This is a genomic window from Amycolatopsis sp. CA-230715 (assembly GCF_018736145.1).
Classification (GTDB): domain Bacteria; phylum Actinomycetota; class Actinomycetes; order Mycobacteriales; family Pseudonocardiaceae; genus Amycolatopsis.
Genome location: NZ_CP059997.1, coordinates 9,343,772 through 9,364,458, shown reverse-complemented (window position 1 = coordinate 9,364,458; position 20,687 = coordinate 9,343,772). Strand labels below are relative to the sequence as shown.

Here is a 20,687-nt window from a genome sequence, read left to right as displayed (position 1 = left end):
CGACAAGAAGCTGCTCGACTACCTCAAGCGGGTCACCGCCGAACTACGTCAGGCGCGGGGCAGGTTGGCCGCGCTGGAGTCGTCCGCTCCGGAACCGATTGCGATCGTGGGCATGGCATGCCGGTTTCCGGGGGGCGTGGCCTCACCCGAGGATCTCTGGCAGCTGGTACGCGACGGGGTGGACGCCGTTTCGGAGTTCCCGAGTGACCGGGGCTGGGACGTCGACGCGTTGTACGACCCAGACCCGGAGCAAACCGGTACCAGCTGCACGAAGCACGGCGGGTTCCTGCACGACGCGGCTGAGTTCGACGCGGATTTCTTCGCCATGTCACCGCGCGAAGCGCTGGCGACCGATCCGCAGCAGCGGCTCTTGCTGCAGACGTCGTGGGAGGCGCTGGAGCGGGCGAGTATCGCCCCGTCATCACTGCGCGGCAGCCGGACCGGTGTCTTCGCCGGCGTGATGTACAGCGACTACGGGACACGGCTGGTCGCGGACGTCGGTGGGTACGAGGGACAGCTCATGACGGGCAGCCTTCCGAGCGTGGCATCGGGTCGGGTGGCTTACACGTTCGGGTTCGAGGGTCCGGCGGTGAGTGTGGACACGGCGTGTTCGTCGTCGTTGGTGGCGTTGCACTTGGCGGCGCAGGCGTTGCGGGCGGGGGAGTGTTCGTTGGCGTTGGCCGGTGGTGTGACCGTGATGTCCACACCACGGACCTTCGTGGAGTTCTCGCGGCAGCGGGGGGTTTCGCCGGACGGGCGGTGCAAGGCGTTCTCGGATGCGGCGGACGGTGCCGGCTGGGCCGAGGGCGTGGGGATGCTGGTGGTGGAGCGGTTGTCGGACGCGCGGCGCAACGGACATCGGGTGTTGGCCGTGGTGCGGGGTTCGGCGGTGAACCAGGACGGCATGTCCAGCGGCCTGACGGCGCCGAATGGCCCGTCGCAGCAGCGGGTGATCCTGGACGCGCTGGCTTCAGCGGGCTTGTCGGCCGCCGAGGTGGACGCGGTGGAGGCGCACGGAACCGGGACCGCGTTGGGTGACCCGATCGAGGCGCAGGCGTTGCTGGCGACATACGGCCAGGGGCGGGGAGAACCGCTGTGGCTGGGTTCGCTGAAATCGAACATCGGTCACGCGCAGGCCGCCGCCGGTGTCGGTGGTGTGATCAAGATGGTGATGGCGATTCGTGCCGGTGTCCTTCCGGCGACCTTGCACGCCGATGTGCCGTCGCGGCACGTGGACTGGTCTTCCGGTGCGGTGCGGTTGTTGACCGAACAGCGGTTGTGGCCCGAGTCGGGGCGGCCGCGTCGGGCCGCTGTGTCGTCGTTCGGCATCAGCGGCACCAATGCGCACGTGGTTGTGGAGCAGGCGCCACCGGCCGAGGTCGACGGCGCGGTCTCGGTGACGGGCGGTCCGGTGCCGGTGCTGGTCTCGGCGCGGTCTGAAAAGGGGTTGCGGGCTCAGGCGGCTCGGTTGCGGGAATGGGTGGCGGCCGACCCTGCCTTGGGGGTGGTCGACATCGGTTCTTCGAGCGTGACGACGCGGTCGGCGTTGGAGCACCGCGCGGCGGTCGTGGCAACCGATCGCGACGAGCTTTTGGCGGGACTGACCGCCTTGGCTGCCGGGGAGTCGTTACCCGGTCTGGTCGAGGGCACCGTCACGCCGGAATCCGGTGCGGTGTGGGTGTTTCCCGGTCAAGGATCGCAGTGGGCCGGGATGATCCATGGCCTGAGCGAGAAGTTCCCAGTGTTCGCGGCGCGGCTGGACGAGTGCGAGCGGCTGTTGAGCGCCCATGTCGACTGGTCGCTCCGGGAAGTGATCGAGGACGACGAGGCGTTGTCCCGGGTCGATGTCGTCCAGCCGGCGCTGTGGGCGGTGATGGTTTCCCTGGCCGAAGTATGGCGGTCGTTCGGACTGGAGCCGTCCGCCGTCGTCGGGCACTCGCAGGGCGAGATCGCAGCCGCGTGCGTGGCGGGAGCGTTGTCGCTCGCTGACGGCGCGCGGATCTCCGCCTTGCGCAGCCGGGCCCTGCTCGCACTGGCCGGCCGCGGCGGGATGCTGTCGATCGTCGCGTCGGAGTCGTGGGTCCGCGAACAGGTGGAGCCGTTCGTCGGCCGGCTGTCGATCGCCGCGGTCAACGGCCCGAACACCGTGGTGGTTTCCGGGGACCCGGACGCGCTCGCGGAACTGGGTCTCGTCCTGGCCAAGGCGGGCGTGATGCGCTGGAACGTACCCGGGGTCGACTTCTCCGCGCACTCGTCCCACGTCGATGCCCTGGCCGGTGAGTTGGCGGAGATCCTCGCCGAGGTCGAGATGCGGCCGGCGCGGGTGCCGTTCTACTCGACGGTCACCGGGAGCCGGATCGACACCGGGCAGCTGGACTCCGGCTACTGGTACCGAAACCTCCGCGAACCGGTTCGATTCGAACCGGCGGTGCGCGCCGCGGCCACCGACGGCTACGGGGTTTTCGTTGAGGTCAGCCCGCATCCGCTGCTGACCATGGCGATCAACGACACCGTGCCGGCCGCTGTGGTGCAGGAGACGTTGCGCCGCGAAGACGACCCGCTCCGCCGCATTCAGCTGTCCGCGGCCGGGTTACACGCCAACGGAGTCCCGGTCGATCTGCGACCGGTGCTCGGCGGCGGTCGCGTAGTGGAGCTGCCGACGTACTCCTTCGAGCGCAAGCCGTACTGGTTGCAAGAGCCGAGACCGCTGTTGAACGCACCCGTCGAGCTGGCGGACGGTGATCAGAAGGTGCTGACCGGTCTGCTGTCGCTGGGTACCCACGGGTGGCTGGGTGAGCACCGGGTAGGCGGACAGGCAGTGGTGCCGGGGACCGCGCTCCTGGAGATGGCGCTGCGGGCGGGGTCCGAAGTGGACGAGCTGACGATGCACACCCCCCTGGTCATTCCGGAGCACGGCGAGGTCGAGATCCAATTGCTCGTCGGCCCGGTCGACGGCGGAGGCTACCGACCGCTGCGGCTGCACAGCCGGGTCCTGGGTTCGGACTGGCAGTTGCACGCGACCGGCACCGTCGTCGACGGGCGTGGGCACGCGGACCCGGCGGGACTCGGGGAGTGGCCGCCCGCCGGTGAGCCGGTGGACCTTTCCGGCTGGTACGAGGACCGCGCGGCCCGAGGTCTTCGGTACGGGCCGGGTTTCCGGGGCTTGCGGCGACTGTGGCGGGACGGCACCGATCTGTTCGCTGAGGTGTCTTTGGTCGTGCCGATCCGCGCCGCGTTACTGGACGCCGCACTGCACGCGCTGGACATGACCACACCCATGCTTCCGTTCTCGTTCAGCGGTGCCCGCTGGCTGGACCCGATCGCGGCGGGGGAGCCGACGAGCCTGAGGGTGCGGATCACGCCGCGGGCGGACGGTTCGGTCGCCCTGTACGCCGCCGACGGCATCGGACGGGGGGTTCTGTCGGTCGACTCGCTTGCGCTGCGCCCGATCGGTGCCCCGTCGCACGACGGCTCGCTGTTCAAGCTCACCTGGGTCACCGTTCGCCCCCAAGGAACCGTTGATGCCGCCGACGTCAGGGTGCTGCACGGTGCGGCCACCGATGGCGAGATGCCGGGCAAGGCGGAGGCGGTGACCGCTGATGTCCTCGGCAGCCTCCAGTCGTGGCTCCGTGACGCGGAGACTGACGAGTCGCGCGTGGTGGTGGCGACCACCGGTGGCGCGGCCGATCCGGTCACGACAGCGGTGTGGGGCCTGGTGCGCTGCGCCCAGACCGAAAACCCGGGCAGGATCGTGCTCGTCGACACCGACGACCTGGACGGTCTGCCGCACGCGTTGCCTGCCGTGTTGTCGTGCGGGGAACCCCAGGTGTCGGTGCGCGGGGCCGAACTCGAGGTGCCGAGACTCGTGCATGCCGGGGTCCTGGCGACGGAACCGCCATTGCTGACTGACGGCACGGTACTGGTCACCGGTGCGTCGGGCACTCTGGGCGGCCTGGTCGCGCGACATCTCGTCGCTCGGCACGGCGTTCGCGACCTGGTGCTGGTGAGCCGCACCGGATCGGTAGCGCTCGCCGAGGAGCTGACGGCGGCGGGTGCTTCGGCGTCTTCTGTGGTTTGCGATGTCAGCGACCGTGACGCCCTCGCCGCGACGCTCGCGGCGATTCCCGGAGACCGGCCGCTGCGCGCCGTCGTGCACGCCGCCGGGGTACTCGATGACGGCGTGCTCGGTTCGCTGACGCCGGACCGGTTGCGGACCGTTCTGGCGGCCAAGGCAGGAGGCGCCTGGCACCTGCACGAGCTGACCCGCGATCTCGACCTGTCGGCGTTCGTGATGTTCTCGTCGGTCGCCGCCACGCTCGGGACGGCGGCGCAAGGCAACTACGCCGCCGCGAACGCGTTCCTCGACGGGTTGGCCCATCACCGCCGTAACGTCGGTTTGCCGGCGGTATCGCTTGGCTGGGGGCTCTGGGCGGAGCGGAGCGGCCTCACCGAGCGGCTCGGCGATGCCGACCTGGCACGGCTCGGAGATGCCGGTGTGCGGCCCATGGACAGCGACGCGGCGCTGGCGTTGTTCGACGCCTCTCTCGGCGCGGAACACGCGCATCTGCTGCCCGCGCGCCTCGACCCGCCGGCTACGCGAGCACCGCTGTTCCGTGAGCTGCTCCCGGTGCGCCGTGCGCCGTCCGCCACCCCGACGGACCCGCTGCGCGTTCCGTCCGACGCCCCGCGGTGGACTCCCGCACTCGTCGGCGAGGTGGTGCTCAGGGCGGTGGCCACGGTCCTCAAGCACGACTCGACCGTCGACATCGACCCGGCAGCCGAGTTCCACCGTCTGGGTTTCACCTCGTTGGCCGCTTTGGAACTGCGGAACGTCCTCAACGCGCAGACCAAGCTGCGCTTACCGGCGACCATGGTGTTCCAGCACCGCACGCCCCAGGCCCTGACCGCGTTCCTGACCGACCAGCTCGTCGGTGGTGCACAGGCCGCCGAGGTCCCGGTCGTGCCCTCCGGGCCCGTCGCGGGCGACGGGCCCATCGCGATCATCGGTGTCGCCGGCCGCTACCCGATGGCTCCTACGGTAGGCGAGTTCTGGGACAACCTGGTGGCGGGTCGGCACTGCGTCACCGAGGTACCCGCGGACCGCTGGGACGCCGCTGCCCACCACGACCCAAAGACGCCAGGCGGCGCCTACAGCAAATGGGCCGGATTCATCGACGGGGTCGACATGTTCGACCCGCTGTTCTTCCACATCTCGCCGGCGGACGCCGAGACGATGGACCCGCAGGAACGGCTGTTCCTCCAGACCGCCGCGGCGACCGTCGAAGACGCCGGTTACCCCGCGGCAGTGCTCGCCGCCAAGGGGCCGGTCGGTGTGTTCGCCGGAGTGATGGGCAGCGACTACGAGTGGATGGCAGGCGAGGCGAACGCGCTCGGCGTGCCGACCGACGCTCATTCGTACCACTGGTCGGTCGCTAACCGGGTGTCGCACTTCTTCGACTTCACCGGTCCCAGCCTCGCGGTGGACAGCGCGTGCTCGTCTTCGCTGACCGCGGTCCACCTGGCGTGCCAGAGCATCCGGGCCGGTGAATGCGTGGCGGCGATCGCCGGTGGCGTCAACCTGATCCTGCATCCCAAGCACCTCCGGAGCCTCGCGCGGGCCGGCATGCTCGCGCGCGACGACCGGGTCAAGGCGTTCGGCGCGGGCGCGGACGGCTTCGTCGACGGCGAAGGCGTCGGTGCCGTGTTGCTCAAGCCGTTGTCGGCGGCCATCGCAGACGGGGATCGCGTGCTCGCCGTGCTCCGCGGTTCCGCGATCAACGCCGTTGGGAACGCGGGTGGCTACACCGTTCCCAGCTCGGCCGCCCAGAGCCAGGTGATCCGCGCGGCGATCGACCGGGCGGGGATCGGCGTCGAAACCGTCAGCTACGTGGAGGCGCACGGTACCGGGACGCTGCTCGGCGACCCGATCGAGATCGCCGGGCTCGTCGACGCCTTCGGCGGCCCGATCGAGCCGGGTGGGCGCCGGCACCTCGTGGCCCTCGGTTCGGTGAAGTCCAATATCGGCCACCTCGAGGCGGCGGCCGGTATCGCCGGCCTGACGAAGGTCCTGTTGCAGTTCCGGCAGGAAATCGTGGCACCGTCGCTGCACTCCGCGCGCACCAATCCGGAGATCGACTTCACCACCACGATGTTCGAGATCCCGCAGACGGCGCGGCCGTGGATTCGTTCGGAACAGCCGAGGCGCGCCATGGTCAGCTCTTTCGGAGCAGGTGGTGCCAACGCCTGTGTCGTCATGGAGGAATACACGCCGGTTCCGCCGCCGGAGCCGGACGACCCGGACGCGCGGCGCCTGGTGGTGCTCTCTGCCAAGAGCGAGGACCGCTTGCGTGCGTACGCGGCCGACCTGGTGGCCTTCCTGCGCCGAGGAACCGGAGCCGGTGAAGACGCGGAGCACCGTTGTCTGCGACTCGCCGCCGAGCTCGCCGACGTGCCGCCCGCGTCGCTCGACGCCGACACCGACCTGGTCGACTGCGGATTCGACATCGCGGAACGGGTTCGCTACTTCGCGATGCTGGAGGCGGAGCTGAACGCCAAGCTGCCGCTGGCAGCCACCTCGGCGGGCACCATCGGCGCCGTGGCCAAGGCGGTGGCGGACATCCAGCCTCCGGCGACGGAACTCCCGCGCCTCGTGGACCTCGCCCACACTTCGCAGATCGGGCGCACCGCGTACGAGTTCCGCCTCGCTTTGCTGGTGGACTCGGTTCCGGACACCATCGCGCTACTGGAAAAGTATGCGGTGGGCGGCACCGACGACCGGATCGCGACCGGGCGCGCGGTGCGGCCCGCCGAGGGCGTCGCGATGCCCAGCCGTGACCTCGCGGAGGTCGCTGAGCAGTGGGTGACCGGCGCGAACGTCGACTGGTCGTCGATCACGCCGCCGTCCGCGAGGCGCATCGAGCTGCCCACCTATCCGTTCGCCCGACGGCGATCGTGGATCCCGCCGGTTCCGGAGGCGGGATCCATGTCGACGGCCGACGTGGATCCGGCGGTCGCACGGGTGCTCGCCGGCCTCGCGGAACTCGATGCCGCCTCGGTCTCCGGACTGTTCGGGGTCTACCAACGGATGGGTGTGTTCCGGCGTCCCGGCGAGCGGCACCACAGCGAGGAGCTGCGCGACAACCTCCGGATCCGTGACAAGTTCCGCCGGCTGCACGAGGCGGTGCTCGGGCTCTTCGCGGGGGCCGGCCTGGTGACCCGTGACGGCGACCAGCTCACCACGACGGACGCTGTGACCGACATGACGACCGGGTGGCAGGACGAGTTCGATCGTGTCGCGGCCGCATACCCGGACGTCGAGCCCACGGCCGCACTCAACCGGGAGTTCCTCCGCGACTACCCTCGGATCCTGCGTGGCGAGGTGGTAGGGACCGAGATCATGTTCCCGGACTCCTCGATGGAGTTGGTGCGGAACCTTTACCGGGGAAACCCGCTCAGTGACTTCTTCAACGACCTTGTGGCGGACACCGTTCGCCGTTACCGGGACCACGGTCCGGCCGCCGGCCGGGCGGTCCACGTGCTGGAAATCGGCGCGGGCACCGGTGCCACCAGCGAGAAGGTGCTGCCCGTACTGGCCGGGCAGCCCGGCTCTGCCTACACGTTCACCGACATTTCACCGCGGTTTCTCGAGTACGGTCGCGAGCGGTTCGCCGACGACTACCCGTTCACCCGGTTCCAGTTGCTCAACCTGGAGCGCGACCCGGTCGAGCAGGGGTACGCCGCTGGCTCGTTCGACCTGGTACTGGCCACCAACGTGGTGCACGCCACCCGGGACCTGAGCGCGGCGGTGCGCAAGGTGACGACTTTGCTCAAGCCCGGTGGATGGCTGGTGCTGAACGAGCTGACCGCTGTCCGCCCGCATCTCACCCTCGGCGGTGGCGTGATGGAGGGCTGGTGGGCGTTTGAGGACGATGAGCTGCGGATACCGGCCGCTCCACTGGCCGCGTTGTCGACCTGGACCCGGCTGCTCGGCGGGGAAGGGTACACGCGGGTCAGGGCACTCGGGGCGGACGCGGCGGAGCTGGGACAGCACGTACTGGTCGCGGAAAACCACACTGTCGCGCCGGACGTGGTGCCGGCGGCCGTCCCGTCGACGACGGTCGAAGTGCCGACTGGCTCGGCGGACGCTCTCGGCGGCCGTCTGCGGGAACTGGTGGAACGGGTTCTCAAACTGGACGAGCCGATCGACCAGGACCGGCGCTTGGCGGACTACGGGTTCGACTCGCTCAGCGGCATGAAGATCGTTGCTGCGGTCGATGAGGCGTTCGGTGTCGCGGTGCCGCTCGACGAGTTCTTCGAGCGGCCGACACTACGAGAGTTGTCGGCATACCTGGCTTCGCATTGGCTGGCCGACGCCGTGGTTCCCGCCGTCGAGGTGGTACCACGGCCTTACACGGCCCCCGAACCGGCGAAACATCCGATGTCGGAAGGGCAGCGGGCGCTGTGGGTGATCGAACAGCTCGCGCCGGGCAACAGCGCTTACAACCTGCCGCTCGCCTTCTGGCTGGCGCCGGACGTCGACATCAGTCGTTTGCGCCGCGCCTTGCAGCACGTGGTGGACCGGCATGAGCAACTACGCGCCACGGTCGCGATCGACACGAATCGGGACGAGCCGTGCATGACGGTCGCCGCCCACCGGCCACTGCCATTCCAGCAGGTCTTCCTCCCGACGACGGTGGACGCCGAGCTCAAGGACCGGGTCAACGCCGATGCGCGCCAGCCGTTCGACCTGGCGGACGGTCCGCTGGTGCGTGCGGCTGTCTTCACGCTCGACGACGGGCGGCAGGCACTGCTGTTCACCGTCCATCACCTGGTACTCGACGGGGTGTCCATTCCGCTGTTCCTGGCTGACCTGGAACGGGGCTACCGTGCCCTCCAGGACGGCCGACCGTTGCCAGCCGACCGTCCCTCCGCCACGTACGGTGAGTTCGCCGTCCGGCAGCGCGCACTGCTCGCCGGGGACGAAGGGCACCGTCTGCGCGACTACTGGGTCGAGCGGCTGCGCGGCAGGCAGACCGCCGTGCCGCTGCCGGTGGACCGTCCGCGGCCACCGATGCCGAGCTTCCGCGGCGCGACGATCCAGGGCCACCTCACGGGCGCCGTGACGGAGCAAGCGCGCGCGTTCGCAGCGACGGAGCGGGTTTCGTTGTCCAGTGTCATGCTGGCGGCCTATTTCGCACTGTTGTACCGGTACAGCGAACAGGCCGAGATCGCGGTCGGTACACCGACGGCCAGCCGTCCGCCCCATGGCTACGACGACGTGGTCGGCTACTTCATGAACATGGTCGTCGTCCACGAGCGGGTCGACCGGCATGAGGATTTTCGTGGCCTGGCCCGCCGTGTGCACCGGACCGTTCTCGGGGCACTCCAGCACGGTTCCTACCCGTTGATCACGCTCACCGAGGAGCTGAACCGGCAAGCACCCGGAACCGGCAGTCGGCTTTTCGACGTCGCCTTCTACTTCCACAATTGGACGCGGGAACTCCGCGAAGACGGCGTGGTTCGGGGCAGGGTCGATGGCGTACACCAAGAGGGCGAGTTCGATCTGACCCTCGACCTGGTCGACCACCCCGAGGGGGTCCGGTACACGCTCAAGTACAACCCGGACCTGTTCGACTCCGGCACCGTGGAACGTTTCGGGGAGCATTTCGCCACACTGCTGGCATCCGCGGTCGGCCGATCGGCGACCGCGGTCGCCGACCTGGACCTGCTGACCGCCGCCGAAAGCGCCGACCTCGCGCCGCCGGCCGCTGTCGAGTACCCGGCGGACGCACTGGTGTGGGATCTCGTGCGGCGACAGACCACCGCTCGTCCGGACGCGGTGGCGGTCCGCTGTGGCGGCACCGAGGTGGTCTACCGCGAACTGACCGAGCGGGTCGACGCGCTCGCGGCCAGGCTGACCGCTGCGGGGATCGGCAGGGGCCGGAATGTCGGGGTCCTGCTGCCCCGCGACGCCGATCTGCCGATCGCGCTGCTCGCCGTGCAGGCCTCCGGTGGCACGTACGTGCCACTCGACCCGGCGTATCCGCGACAGCGGCTCGAGTACATTGCGGAAGACGCGGGCCTGCATCTGGTGCTCACGCGCTCCTCCAGCGGCGGAGCGCTCGGGGACCAGGTGCCGCGGCTGCTGGTCGACGGCGACGGCCATCTGCCAGCAACCTCATCGCCGGGCCCGGCACGGCCGTCGGACCCCGCCTACATCATCTACACGTCCGGCTCCACGGGGCGCCCGAAGGGAGTTCGGGTCCCGCACCGGGCGCTGACCAACTTCCTCTGGTCGATGGCGCGCGAACCCGGCTTCGGACCCGCGGACACCCTGCTGGCGTTGACCACGATCTGTTTCGACATCTCCGCGCTCGAGCTCTACCTCCCGTTGATCACCGGTGGGACCGTGGAGGTGCTGCCGGCCGAGGTCGCACGGGACGGACTGCGACTGCGGGATGCCGTCGAACGCAGCGCGGCTACGCTCATCCAGGCCACCCCAGCGACGTGGAGCATGTTGCTGTCGGCCGGTTGGCGCGGGGATGCGGGGCTGCGAGTGCTCTGCGGCGGTGAGGCGCTGCCCTCGGAGACCGCGGAGGAGTTGCTCGCGGCCAACCGTGAAGTGTGGAACCTCTACGGCCCCACGGAAACCACGGTCTGGTCGTCGGCGAGCCGGCTCCGACCGGGGGACCGGGTGACCATCGGTACCCCGATCGCTAACACCGCCCTGTACGTACTCGACAGCGCCCGGCGGCCGGTGCCGACCGGCGTGGCGGGCGAGCTGTACATCGGTGGACACGGCGTGGCCGACGGCTACCACAACCATCCTGACCTGACTGCCGAACGGTTCCTTCCGAACCCGTTCGTGACCGAGCCGGACGGCCGCATGTACCGCACCGGTGACCTGGTGCGCCGGTTGGCCGACCGGCGCGTCGAGTACCTGGGTCGAATCGACTCGCAGGTCAAGATCCGCGGCTTCCGGGTAGAACTGGCCGAGATCGAATCGACCTTGCGGCGACTGGACGGCGTTCGCGACGCGGTGGTGGTGGCACGGGCCGCGGGTGTGTCACTGCTTGCCTGTTACACGCTCGATGACGGCGCTCCCGAGCCAGTCCGCGAGCGCCTCGCCACCTGGCTGCCGGACTACATGCTGCCGGATGCCCTGGTCCGGGTCACCGGTTTTCCCCGCACGCTCAACGAGAAAGTCGATCGGACGGCGCTGGCCACCCTGCCACTGGCCGAACTGCGGGGCCGGTTCGGAGTCGAGCGGGCGGTGTCGCCGCCGCGAGCCGAGAAGTCGATCGGACGCGTCGAGGCTCTGCGGGGCGAGTTGGCCGCGATGATCGGCCGCCTGACCGGGGTGCGTCCAGAAGAGATCGGTGCGGACGACCCCTTCGGCGAGGTCGGCATGAACTCGGTGAACTTCACCACGCTCAGCGTCGAGCTGAGCGAGACGTACGGGATAGAGGTGTACCCGACGCTGTTCTACCGCAAGGGCACGCTGGCCTCGCTGGCTGAACACCTGTGGAACGAACACGCGGCCGAATTGGCGACGCGATTCGGCGCCGCGGCGCCGACAGCCGCCGTCGCAGCCGCGACGGCGGGCCGCCCGGGACCCGGCGGTGACATCGCGGTGATCGGCATGGCCGGACGCTTGCCCGGCTCGGCCGACCTCGAAGAGTTTTGGGAGCACCTGGTCGCCGGGGACGACCTGGTGGGGGAGACCCCGGCGGACCGGTGGGACTGGCGGGAACTGCCGAATTCCCGGTGGGGTGGATTCCTGTCCGGTGTGGACGACTTCGACGCCGCTTTCTTCGGCATCTCCCCGCGGGAAGCCGAGCTGATGGACCCGCAGCAGCGAGTGCTGCTGGAAGTCGTCCGGTCGGCCGTCGATGACGCCGGCTACCGTCCGTCCGATCTGGCAGGCCGGCGCGTCGGGGTGTTCATCGGTGTCGCCAACACCGAATACCTGGAGCTGCAACGGGCCGCGGGGCTCGCCGCGCAGGGACACACCGCGACCGGTGCGGCGGCGTCGATCATCGCCAACCGTGTCTCCTACCTACTGGATCTGCGCGGTCCCAGCATGGTCATCGACACAGCCTGTTCGAGTTCGCTCGTCGCGGTGCACCAAGCCTGTGCCGCCTTGCGCGACGGCACCTGTGACCTGGCCATAGCCGGCGGGGTCAACGTGATGCTCGTGCCGTCGGTGTACGAGGTGCTCGGCAAGGGCGAAATGCTCAGCCAGGACGGCCGCTGCAAGACCTTCGACAGCCGCGCCGACGGCTACGTCCGAGGCGAAGGCGCCGGCGTCGTATTGCTCAAACCGGACGGCGAGGCCCGGCACGACGGCGACGCGCGGCATGTGGTGATCAAGGCGACCGCGGTCAACCACGGCGGCCGGACCACTTCGTTGACGGCGCCCAACCCGGACGCTCAGGCGGCACTTCTGGTCGAGGCCTACCGCGCCGCTGACGTGCCGGTGGAGACCGTCGGTTATGTCGAAGCACACGGCACCGGCACGGCGCTGGGCGACCCGATCGAAACCGCTGGGCTGAGCGCCGCCTTCCAACAGCTGCGCGCCGACGGCGGCACAGCCGCAGCACCGGGGTGCGCCATCGGATCGGTGAAGACGAACATCGGTCATCTCGAAGCCGCCGCCGGTGTCGCCGGCCTGCTCAAGGTCGCGCTCGCCATCCGTCGAGGCACCATTCCCGCCAGCCTCCACGTGCGGCTGCCGAACCCTTACCTGGAGCTGGCTGGCGGTCCGTTCGAGCTCGCCACGACCACCCGGCCATGGCCACGGCCGCGGGACGCCGAAGGGCACGATCTGCCGCGCCGCGCCGGGGTCAGTTCGTTCGGTTTCGGCGGGACCAACGCGCACGTCGTCGTGGAGGAACCGGCCATGCCCGAAATCTCTGCCGAAGACCGGGCGGAACACCTCTTCCCCCTCTCGGCACGGACGCCCGAAGCGTTGCGGGAGGTAGAACGGCGGCTGGTCGACCACTTGAAGAACCACGATGTGGCGCCAGCCGATCTCGCCTACACGTTGCAGGTCGGTCGTGAACCGATGAGCCATCGGCTCGCGGTCGTGGTCGACAGCACCGCGGCCTTACGACGTCACCTCGTCGAGCACCTGGCCGATCGGCCGTCGGCGGTGCGCGTGGGAACCACCGCACGCGATGCCACGACGCGCGCCGCCGAGGCGACGCGTGACCTCACCGCTCTCGCGGCCGACTGGCTGGCGGGTGCCGACGTGGACTGGCCGATGCTGCACGAGGGCGTGAGCCGTCGCCGCGTGCACCTCCCCGGCTACCCGTTCGCCCGGACCCGGCACTGGTTCGCGCCGGTACCGGCCGCCCCGTTGCATCCAACCCTGCTGGACGCGGCCACCGGCCGACACACCTTCGTCAAGAAGGTGACCGGGCAGGAGTTCTTCCTGCGTGACCACGTCGTCGGCGGCGAGCGGGTGCTGGCAGGCGTGGCGTACCTCGAGATGGCCCGGCTGGCAGGCGAACTCGCGACCGGCGGACCGGTTCGCGGTGTCGAGCACCTGGTGTGGGCCAGTCCGGTGCGGGTGTCGGATGACGTGTCCGAGCGCCGGCTGACCGTCGAGCTCGAGGGCCTGTCGTTCGAGGTACGCACGCCGGGCGGCGCGACACACGCCAGCGGCACCCTGGTACCCAGTGGTTTCGGACCACGCCCGGATCCCGTCGACCTGGCACGGGTGCGGTCGCGCTGTGCGAAGGTCCAGTCGGGCGCGGAGTGCTACGCGATGTTCTCGCGGCTGGGCTTCGACTACGGCCCGAGCTTCCAGGTGATCGAGGAACTCGCCCTCGGCGAGCGCGAGGTGCTGGCCCGGTTGCGGCTCCCGGCGTCGCGCTCCGAGGACGCTGGTGCGTACGTCTTCCATCCGTCGCTGTTCGATGCCGCGTTGCAGACGGCGGCCAGGCTCGCGCCCGGCGGGGACGACGTGCCGAGCGGGATTCCCTACATGCCGTTCTCGGTGGGATCCGTCAAGATCTACGGCGCGCTACCGGAGAAGCTCCACGCGTACGCGACTTCCACGTCCGAACCACTCAGTTTCGACGTGCTGCTGCTCGACGAGGCGGGCGTGGTGGCCGCCTCGATCGACCGGTTCACGCTGCGGGCAGTACCGGCACAGGACGCGGTCAGTGCCTTCGAACCGATCCGGCAACCGGCTCCGGCCGTTCGTCGTGAGCTGGCGGGCACTGTGCTGGTTCTCGACGCGGGGGCGCGAGGGGGCGCGGTGTGCGACGCGCTGGCCTCGGTCGGCGTCACCGTTCAGCGGATGGAGCCGGGCGCGTCCCTCCAGCTCGGCGCTGTCGCGGGTCCGTTCCACGTGGTGCACCTCGCCGACGAGCACGCTGCCGTGACGGACGGTTTCCAACAGGCCCTGACGTTTCTTCAGGCATGGCAACGGGATCGTCGCGGCGCGGTGCGCTACCTCTACGTCCACGGTGACCGCGATGGGTCTCCGGCCCACCCGGCGATGGCGGCGTTCGGCCGGTCCGTGCGGCGGGAACACCCGTCGATCGATTTCGGTGTGCTCGCCGTGGGCACCGGTTCCCTCGCCGAAGCGGTGGTGTCCACGCTTCGCGCGGCGGGCGAGCCGGACATTCGGATCGACGATGCAGGACGGACCCGCGCGGCATGGCGTCGACTGAGCCTGCCGACCTCCGTCGCGTCATCGTTCACCGGCTCGGGAGCGCACCTGATCACCGGTGGTTCCGGTCGACTCGGCCTGCTGCTCGCCGAGCACGTGACGAGGACGAGCGGGGGCCGGGTCGTGCTCGTCTCCCGCACCGCTCCGGATCCGGCGGCTCGGGCACGGATCGAGGCCATCGGGGCGCGGACGATGTTGGCGGACGTCTCGGACGTCGCAGCGGTGCGCGCGCTGGTCACCGACGTACGCCGCTCGCACGGTTCCATCAGCGGCGTTCTGCACCTCGCCGGGGTACTGAGGGACGGCTTGCTGCACGGCAAGGACCGGGCAGACGTGGACGCGGTGCTGGCGGCCAAGGTCCATGGCACGGTGTGGCTGGACGAGGCGACGCGGGACGACCCGCTGGACTACTTCGTGGCCTTCTCGTCGGCTGCGGCGGCGTTCGGCAATGTCGGCCAGACCGACTACGCCTTCGCCAACGCCTTCCTCGACCACTTCGCCGAGCGCCGGGAGGAGCAACGACGGCAGGGCTTGCGGCACGGGCGCACCCTGGCCGCGGCGTGGCCGGTTTGGGCCGATGGCGGGATGCGGGTCGACGCGGCCGGTCAGCGGCGCATGACTCGGGAAACGGGTATGCGAGTGGTGCGAACCGGCTCCGCGCTGGAGGCACTCGAGGGCGCGATGGCCGGCACCGCGGCGAGGGTGCTGCTCGCTCCCGGGGACCCAGCCAGGATCCTGTCCGCGGTCAACCAAAGGCCCGCTGTCGACGAGGAGCCGGTTCGGCCGAAGGCGGTCGCAGGCTCCCAGGTCACGGCAGAGCGGTGGCTGACCGGGATCATGGCCGAGGAACTGAAACTGCCCGAGACGGAGATCATCGCCACCGAGCCGTTCGACGACTACGGCCTGGACTCGCTGATCACGCTGGCCGTGACACGGAGGCTCGAGGAACGCCTCGGTCCGTTGTCGAAGACTTTGCTGTTCGAGCACATGACGGTCCGCGACCTGGCGAACCACCTGACCGAGGAACACCCCGGCGCGTTCGTCGAGGTGGCGGCCGTGGCCGCCGAGCCAGCTTCGTCGCCGCGGCAGGCGGTCGCCGAGGACGACATCGCGATCATCGGCGTGGCCGGCCGTTACCCGGACGCCGATGATGTGGACGAATTCTGGCGCAACCTCCGTGCCGGTCGGGACAGCGTCGTGGAAATTCCCCGGGAGCGATGGGACAACAGCCGTTTCTACGACGCCGACAGGTCGGCCGTCGGCAAGACCTATGGCAGGTGGGGCGGCTTCATCCGGGGTGCCGATCGCTTCGACCCGCTGTTCTTCCGCATGTCGCAGATCGAGGCCGAACACACCGATCCCCAGGAGCGGGTGTTCCTGGAGACGGTATGGCATCTGATGGAGGACGCCGGCTACACCCGCGAACAGCTGCGCGGCACGCGCACGGGTGTGTTCGTGGGCATGATGTACGGCCAGTACCAGCTGTACGGGGTGCGGGAAGCGTTGCGCGGTGAGGGGCTGCCGCCGCATTCGTCCTTCGCCTCGGCGGCCAACCGGGTGTCGTACTTCTTCGACTTCACCGGCCCCAGCGTCGGTCTCGACACGATGTGCTCATCCGCGTTGGTTGCGATCCATCAGGCGTGCCTGGCGATCCGCAACGGTGACTGCGAGGTCGCCGTCGCCGGCGGCGTCAACATCACCACTCATCCCGCGAAGTACCTGCAGCTCGCGTGGCGCGGTTTCCTGTCGGACGACGGCCGGTGCCGCAGCTTCGGGGCAGGCGGTACCGGGTACGTCCCGGCGGAGGGGTCCGGCGCCGTGCTGCTCAAGAGCCTCGACGCCGCGGTGGCCGACGGGGACCGCATCCTGGCGGTGGTCAAGGGCACCGCGGTGAATCACGGCGGAACGGGGCGCGGGTTCACGGTGCCGAACCCGAAAGCGCAGGGTGATTTGGTCCGTGCCGCGCTCGACCGCGCGGGCATGCGCCCGGCGGACCTGAACTACGTGGAGGCGCACGGCACCGGTACGGCGCTCGGCGATCCGGTGGAGATCGCCGGCATGATGCGGGCGTTCCAGGGTGATCTGCCGGAGCGGCTGCCGATCGGGTCGGTGAAGTCCAATATCGGGCATGCCGAGTCGGCGGCCGGTATCGCGGCGGTCACGAAGGTGCTGCTGCAGATGCGCCACGGTGAACTGGCCCCCTCGCTGCACGCCGCAGAGACCAACCCGAACATCGACTTCGCATCGACCCCGTTCGACGTTCAGCGTGAGGTGGCGCCATGGCCGCGTCGCACGCTGGCGGATGGCACGGTGCAGCCGCGAGCGGCAGGTGTGAGCTCGTTCGGCGCCGGCGGCACGAACGCACATGTCGTTCTGCAGGAGTACCTTGGCGCACCGGAGCCGCCGACCGCTCCGGCGGGGCCGCAGCTGGCGGTGCTGTCGGCACGGGATGCCGATCGGCTGGTCGCGCAGGCGCGCAGGCTGGCCGGACAGCTGCGGGACACTGGGTGCGCCCCGCGCGATCTCGCCTGGACACTGCAATCCGGTCGCGAGGCAATGGCACATCGGCTCGCCATCCGCTTCGTGGACGTGGCGGAACTGGTGGGGCGTCTCGACGAATTCGTCGCCGGTGGCGAACCGAACGACAGCTGGACCGGCGTTGTCGATCCGCGCAGGCCACTTGACGTTGTCGAACCGTTGCCGGCGGACCCCGAGGCGTACGCCGCTGCGTGGACCTCCGGCAGGCAGGTCGACTGGTCGGCGCTGCACCGCGGAGCGCTGTGCCGCCGGGTGTCACTTCCCGGCTATCCCTTCGACGGCGAACGGATATGGCTGGCGGCGGCGGATGCCGAACTCGCCGTGCCCGCCTCGGGGCTCTTGTTGACTCGGCGATGGGTGCCCGCCGAGCCGTCGCGGAACGCCCCGCTGCCCGGCCGGATCGCCATCCTGGCGGCGCCGGGAACCGAAGAGCTGGCCGCTCGGCTCACCACCACGTTGCCGGGCACGGAGACACTCACCATCGACCAGCTCACGGCCAGCACCAGCGGGGATCGCTTCGACGCGGTGCTGGACCTGGCCGGATGCGCGAATCGAGGGCAGACCGCCGGCCACTCCGGGCTGACCGCTTGGTTGAGCTGGTTACAACGGGTGGTAGCCGACCGGGACAGGCGCGAGTTGACCATGCTTCTCGTCAGCCGGGGTAGCGCGGCCGGATCCGGCGGCGCGGCGCGGGCTGGGTTGTACCGGATGCTCCAGAGCGAGTACCAGCACATCCGGTCCCGCCACGTGGCGGTGGGGGCTGCCACGGACGAGCAGGTTTGCCAATGGATCGCAAGCGAACTCCGGATCGCCGAATCGCCCGCCCAGATCTCGTACCACGACGGTGCGCGGCATCGGGCGGAGCTACGCGAACTGGACGCCGAACCGCGGAACGAGCTGCGCTTCCCGGACGGCCACGTGCTCTGGGTGACCGGCGGTACCCGTGGGATCGGCCTGTTGAGCGCCCGGCATTTCGTCGCCAGGCACGGGGTTCGCAAGCTGGTCCTCACCGGCCGCGAAGTGCTGCCTCCGCGAGCCGAATGGGCCGCACATGTCGCTGGGGACACCGCGCTCGGCCGCAAGCTGCGTCCCCTGACGGAACTGGTGGACCAGGGCGTGGAACTGCTGGTGCTCAGCGTGCCGCTGGACGACAGGGCGGCGACCGCCGCGGCGGTGGCGGACGTCAAGACGCGGTTCGGCCCGATCGGCGGAGTGATCCACAGTGCGGGCTTCACCGACGCGGAGAACCCTGCCTTCGTTCGCAAGCCGCTGGCCAGGATCGAGCGCGTGATCGGCCCGAAGATATCCGGCCTCGACACGCTCGTCGAGTGCTTCCGCGACGAGCCGTTACGTCTGTTCGTCCTCTACTCCTCGGTCGCCGCTGCCGTTCCCGCGCTCGCGGTCGGGCAGAGCGACTACGCCATGGCCAACGCTTACCTCGACGCGGTCGCTGAAACGCGCCCGCACGGCCTACCGCTGGTCAGCGTGCAGTGGCCGAGCTGGAAGGACACCGGCATGGGGGAGGCGCGAAGCGCGACCTACCAGACCTCCGGGCTGGCCGCCTTGTCGGACGAGCAGGGACTCGACCTTCTGGAGCGAGCGCTCGCCAGTGGTGCGCGCGTCGTCATGCCGGCGGTGGTGCGGCCGGGTGCCGATTGGCGCCCGGAGCGGTTGACCGACCGCCGGCTTGGTTCGGACGTGGACCGGCGCCCGGACCCGGAGGCAGCGCGGAAGGCGACGCCTGACGGGCTTCGGCAGGCCGTCGACGGGGTGGCCTCGTGGCTGCTCGACCAGGTCGCGGCGGAACTCCGGTTCGACCGGGCCAAGCTCACGGGGGACGTTCCGCTGCACGACTACGGCATCGATTCGATCCTCGTCTCCCAACTCGTGCAGACCCTCGGGAAGCGGATCGACGCGTCGATCGACCCGTCTTCGTTGCTGGAGTACCCCAGCGCCGACGAATTCGGGACGTATTTGGGGGAGCACCACCCGCAGGAGCTGGTCGCGGCCTTCGGCGCGGGCCCGTCCGGCACACCGGCGGTGCGCACGTCCAAGGTGGTGCCGGTCGTCGCCTCCCCGGTACCGACCAGCGGAGACATCGCAGTGGTCGGCCTGTCCTGCAGGTTCCCCCGCGCCGCGTCCATCACCGAGTACTGGGAACTGCTCCGACAGGGCGGCTCGGCGTTGCGCCCCATCCCCGGGCACCGCTTCGGCCGGCCGATCGGCTATCACGCGGGACTGCTGCCCGATGAGCTGCGCTTCGACGCGGAGTCCTTCCTGCTGTCCGAGGCGGATGCCACGGCCATGGATCCCCAGGCACTTCTGCTGTTGGACGAGGTGAACAGGGCCGTGCACCACGCCGGGTACCGGCCCGCGGAGCTCAAGGGCCGCCGCATCGGGGTGTACGTCGGGGGCAGGGGCGGCCACATGCCGGACGCCGACCGGCTCGAGCGGGCCAGGAACCCGGTCGTGGTCACCGGCCAGAACTACCTCTCCGCCAACCTCTCGCAGTTCTTCGACTTCCGGGGCCCGAGTCTGGTCACCGACACCGCCTGCTCATCGGCACTGGTGGCGATGGACATGGCAGCGCAGGCGCTACGCGCGGGGAACATCGAGTCGGCCGTCGTCGCCGGGGTGAGTCTGCTCTCCGACGACAGCGCGCACCGGGTGTTCGGCCAGCGCGGATTGCTGAACCCCGGCGCCGAGTTCCACCTGTTCGACCGGCGGGCGGCCGGCCTGGTTCTCGGTGAGGGTGCCGGCGTCGTCGTGCTCAAGTCGCTGGATCGCGCCCAGGCCGACGGGGACCGGGTGCTGGCCGTGCTCAAGGGCATTGCCATCAACAACGACGGGCGGACCGCGGGGCCTTCCACACCGAACCTCCATGCGCAGACCGAGGTTATGCGGGAGGCGTTGCAGCGCGCTGGCCAGCGACCGGAGGATGTCGGCTGGGTGGAGGCCAACGGCTCCGGATCCACCGTCACCGACCTGCTCGAACTCAAGGCGGTCGAAGCGGTGTACGGCACTGGCCGTGCCGGGCGGGTGGCACTCGGTTCGGTGAAGCCGAACATCGGCCATCCGCTTGCCGCCGAAGGGATCGCAGCCTTCATCAAGGTGGTGCTGATGCTGCACCACCGCGAGCAGGTGCCGTTCCGGTCGGGGCAGCAGCCGCTGGACCACTTCGACCTGGACGCGTCGTCGATGTACTTCCCGCGGGGAGTACATCCATGGCCGAGCTCGGCTGAGGTCGCCGCGCTCAACTGCTTCGCCGACGGCGGTACGAACGCGCACCTGCTGATCGCCCCGGCACCGGCCGGTGTGCAAGGAACCCGGATGGCGCTGCCGGAACCCGCGCTGGACCGGAAGGTCGTCATCCGGGGGACCAGCGCGGGTAGCCCCGGCGTCGGCCTGTTCTGGGACAGCTACTCGCCGGCTGGGCCGCGACCGGAACGTGCGGCAGGAGACTGAA

1 pseudogene is annotated in these 20,687 nt (G+C 69.9%); it reads left to right on the top strand.

The annotated features are described in order from the left end of the window. Positions 1 to 7: 7 nt before the first annotated feature. Positions 8 to 20,686, top strand: a pseudogene (locus HUW46_RS43470) (amino acid adenylation domain-containing protein); the annotation flags it as partial. Position 20,687 lies beyond the last annotated feature (1 nt).